Source organism: Mycobacterium kyorinense, from assembly GCF_001672775.1.
GTDB lineage: Bacteria > Actinomycetota > Actinomycetes > Mycobacteriales > Mycobacteriaceae > Mycobacterium > Mycobacterium kyorinense_A.
Map to the genome: position 1 here is coordinate 1 of NZ_LZKJ01000084.1, position 4,081 is coordinate 4,081.

Annotated in this window: 3 protein-coding genes and 2 pseudogenes; 2 read left to right on the forward strand and 3 right to left on the reverse strand. The window is 69.1% G+C overall.

What is annotated here, in order from left to right:
• Positions 1 to 107: 107 nt before the first annotated feature.
• Positions 108 to 443, reverse strand: a pseudogene (locus tag A5707_RS08710) (M48 family metalloprotease); the annotation flags it as partial.
• Positions 444 to 477: 34 nt separating this feature from the next.
• Here A5707_RS08710 and A5707_RS23150 point away from each other — a divergent pair.
• Positions 478 to 825, forward strand: a pseudogene (locus A5707_RS23150) (type II toxin-antitoxin system HicB family antitoxin); the annotation flags it as partial.
• A 19-nt stretch (positions 826 to 844) separates the two neighbouring features.
• On the opposite strand, the gene htpX reads toward A5707_RS23150, so the two are convergent.
• Both htpX and grcC1 read right to left on the reverse strand, forming a co-directional pair.
• Complete coding sequence (gene htpX, locus A5707_RS08720; RefSeq protein WP_065014106.1) at positions 845 to 1,699, reverse strand: zinc metalloprotease HtpX; 855 nt, start codon at positions 1,697 to 1,699, stop codon at positions 845 to 847.
• A 69-nt stretch (positions 1,700 to 1,768) separates the two neighbouring features.
• A complete protein-coding gene (gene grcC1, locus A5707_RS08725) occupies positions 1,769 to 2,776 on the reverse strand; it encodes a nonaprenyl/(2E,6E)-farnesyl/geranylgeranyl diphosphat synthase (RefSeq protein WP_065014107.1) in 1,008 nt (335 codons plus the stop codon).
• 21 nt (positions 2,777 to 2,797) lie between these two features.
• On the opposite strand from grcC1, the gene menJ reads away from it, so the two are divergent.
• Positions 2,798 to 4,018, forward strand: a complete 1,221-nt coding sequence (gene menJ / locus A5707_RS08730) for a menaquinone reductase (RefSeq protein ID WP_065014108.1) — start codon at positions 2,798 to 2,800, stop codon at positions 4,016 to 4,018.
• Positions 4,019 to 4,081: the final 63 nt, after the last annotated feature.

The window sequence follows — 4,081 nt, forward strand, 5'->3', positions numbered from 1 at the left end:
AGCCGCTGAGCAAAACGTGTCGATGAATCAGTGGGTCGTACAGAAGCTCGCCGACCGCCAGCAACGCGGCCTGCTGGGGCTTGTGGGGCTGCTGGGGCTGGCGGGATCTAACCGCGGGCCATCGACTCCAGCCGGCGGATCCGGTCGGCGATCGGCGGGTGCGTGGAGAACAACGACCCGATCCGCTCGCCGGCCCGGAACGGGCTGGCGATCATCAGGTGGGCCTGCGCGGCCAGCTGCGGCTCCGGTGGCAGCGGGGCGGCCTGCACGCCGCCGGAAATCTTGCGCAACGCCGAGGCCAACGCCAATGGGTCACCGGTCAACACCGCGCCCGATTCGTCGGCCTGGTATTCCCGCGAACGGGATACGGCCAGCCGCACCACCGTCGCCGCGATCGGCCCCAGGAACGCCACCAGCCCCTGGCCCCAAGGATTAGCACCTTCTCCAAGTTGACATCGCATGTGATATCACCGGGATATGAACCGCTACACCTATCGCGCCGAATGGTCACCGGAGCAGTCCGAATACTTCGGGCGCTGCATCGAGCTGCCCTGGCTATGGGAGCGCGCGCCGACGATGCGGGACGCGATCGCCGCCGTCGAGAACGCCGTCGACGAATACATCGCCGAGCGGACCGAGGAAGGGACCAGCTTCCCGAGCCCCCTCACCGAACGCCAATACAGTGGCAAGTTCGTGGTCAGGACGTCGCCGGCACTGCATGCCCGACTCGCCGTCGAAGCCGCTGAGCAAAACGTGTCGATGAATCAGTGGGTCGTACAGAAGCTCGCCGACCGCCAGCAACGCGGCCTGCTGGGGCTTGTGGGGCTGCTGGGGCTGGCGGGATCTAACCGCGGGCCATCGACTCCAGCCGGCGGATCCGGTCGGCGATCGGCGGGTGCGTGGAGAACAACGACCCGATCCGCTCGCCGGCCCGGAACGGGCTGGCGATCATCAGGTGGGCCTGCGCGGCCAGCTGCGGCTCCGGTGGCAGCGGGGCGGCCTGCACGCCGCCGGAAATCTTGCGCAACGCCGAGGCCAACGCCAATGGGTCACCGGTCAACACCGCGCCCGATTCGTCGGCCTGGTATTCCCGCGAACGGGATACGGCCAGCCGCACCACCGTCGCCGCGATCGGCCCCAGGAACGAAACCAGCAGCAGCGCACCGGGATTGCCGCCGTCGCGGCTACTGCCGCCGAAGAACATGGCGATGTAGGACAACGCGGTGATCACCGACGCCAGCGCGCCGGCCACACACGAGATCAGGATGTCGCGGTTGTAGACATGGGAGAGTTCGTGGCCCAGCACCGCGCGTAACTCGCGTTCGTTGAGCATGTTCAGGATGCCGGTGGTGCAACACACCGCGGCGTTGCGCGGATTGCGCCCGGTGGCAAACGCATTGGGCGCGGCGGTATCGCTGATATAGAGCCGTGGCATCGGCTGGTGTGCCGCGGTGGCCAGCTCGCGGACGATCCGGTACATCGCCGGTTCCTGCACCTCCGAAACCGGCTGGGCATGCATCGCCCGCAGCGCCAACTTGTCGCTGTTGAAGTAGGTGTAAACGTTCATGCCGACGGCGAACAACACCGCCAGCCACATCGCCGTCGTACCGAACAGCCGACCGACGAACACGATCAACGCCGACATGCCCACCAACAGCGCGAACGTCTTGAACGTGTTGTGATGCGGATGCCAGGTCATTAGCTTCCTCCTACGAACACCCAGGTCCTAGTCATTAAACGCCCGGGGCGACCCGCCGGGTTCCGCAAACTAGCCGTGTCGGTGGATCGTGTAGTCGACCAGCGTGGCCAGCGCCTGCCGGCTGGGCAGATCGGGCAGCGCGGCCAGCTCCTCGCGGGCCTGCGCCGCATACCGCGCCACGGTGTCCTTGGCCTGGGCCATGCCCGCCGAGCCGCGCAACAATGACAGCGCCTCGGCCACCGTCGCGTCGTCCTCGACCGGGCCGACCAGCAGCTCGCGCAGCCGGTCGGCGTCGGGTCCGGTGTCGCGCAGCGCATAGAGCACCGGCAAGGTGTGCACGCCTTCACGCAGGTCGGTGCCGGGCAGCTTGCCCGACTCGTCGGGGTCGCTGTCGATGTCGATGATGTCGTCGGAGATCTGGAACGCGGTGCCGACGATGCCGCCGAGCCGGTCCAGCCGCTCGATTTGAGCGTCGTCGGCGCCGGAGAACATGGCCCCGAACCGGCCCGCCGCCCCGATCAGGCAGGCCGTCTTCTCGTGCACGACCTTCAGGTAGTGCTCGATCGGGTCCGTGCCGCCCGCGGCGCCGCGGGTCTCGCGCATCTGCCCGGTCACCAGCTGGGCGAACGTCTCGGCGATCACCCGCACGGCGTCGGGACCCAGCCGCGACACCAGCCGCGAGGCCGTCGCAAACAAGTAGTCACCGGCCAGGATCGCGATGTTGTTGCTCCACCGCGCGTTGGCGCTGGCCGCTCCGCGGCGCACTTGCGCCTCGTCCATCACGTCGTCGTGGTAGAGCGTGGCCAGGTGGACCAGCTCGATGACCGCGCCGGCGATCGTCACCTCGTGAGAATCCGGCTGCGGCCCCAGCTGGGCGGACAGCACCGTGAACAGCGGGCGGAACCGTTTGCCGCCGGCCTCGAACAGGTGCAGCACCGCCTCGGTCATCAAGCCGTCGGAGCCGCGTAGCTCGGTCTCCATCAGCTGCTCGATGCGGTCGACGCCCGCACGTACATCGGCGGCGAACGCGGCGTCGCCGAAGTCCACACCCGCCACCACAGTCGCCGGAGTCCTCACGCGACCAACATACTGGTGAGCATGGGCAGCAACGCCGACGTGGTGGTCGTGGGCGCCGGACCGGCCGGATCGGCGGCGGCGGCCTGGGCTGCCCGGGCGGGTCGCGACGTGCTGGTGATCGACTCGGCGAGCTTCCCGCGCGACAAGGCCTGCGGTGACGGGCTGACCCCCCGTGCGGTCGCCGAGCTGGAACGGCTGGGCCTGGGCGACTGGCTGGATGCCCGCATCCGGCATCGCGGCTTGCGGATGAGCGGCTTTGGCGGCGAGGTGGAAGTCGACTGGCCGGGCCCGTCGTTCCCGGCGACCGGCAGCGCGGTGGCGCGGGTGGAACTGGACGACCGGATCCGCAAGGTTGCCGAGGAGTCTGGCGCGCGAATGCTGTTGGGCGTCAAGGCTGTTGGCGTACACCACGACTCAGTGGGCCGGGTAGCGTCGGTGGTGCTGGCCGATGGCACGCAGGTGGGCTGCCGGGAGCTGGTGGTGGCCGACGGCGCCCGCTCGACGCTGGGCCGGGTGCTGGGCCGGCGGTGGCATCAGGAGACCGTCTACGGCATCGCGGCCCGCGGGTATTTGGCTACTTCGCGCAGTGAGGAGCCGTGGCTGACGTCGCACTTGGAACTGCGCTCGCCCGACGGGGCGGTGCTGCCCGGCTACGGCTGGATTTTCCCGTTGGGCAACGGCGAGGTGAACATCGGCGTGGGCGCGCTGTCGACGACCAAACGGCAGGCCGATCTGGCGCTGCGGCCGCTGATGTCCTATTACACCGATCTGCGCCGCGACGAGTGGGGGTTCGACGGTCAGCCGCGGGCGGTGTCGTCGGCGCTGCTGCCGATGGGCGGCGCGGTGTCGGGGGTGGCCGGGCCGAACTGGATGCTGATCGGCGACGCGGCGGCCTGCGTCAACCCGTTGAACGGCGAGGGCATTGACTACGGGCTGGAAACCGGGCGGCTGGCCGCCGAGCTGCTGGGCACCGGTGACCTGTCGCGGGTGTGGCCGCAGGTACTGCAGACCCATTACGGTCGCGGGTTTTCGGTGGCGCGCCGGTTGGCGTTGCTGCTGACGTTCCCGCGGTTCTTACCGGCAACCGGCCCGCTGGCGATGCGCTCGACGAGGCTGATGAGCATCGCCGTACGGGTGATGGGCAATCTGGTCACCGACGAGGATGCCGACGCGGTGGCCCGGCTGTGGCGAGCCGGCGGTGTGCTGTCGCGGCTGAGCGATCGCCGAAAGCCCTTCTGCTGACTTCTGTCGCGAGCGTGCGTGTTCCCGGCCGCACGCTCGGCGTGTCGGCCGGGGACACGCACG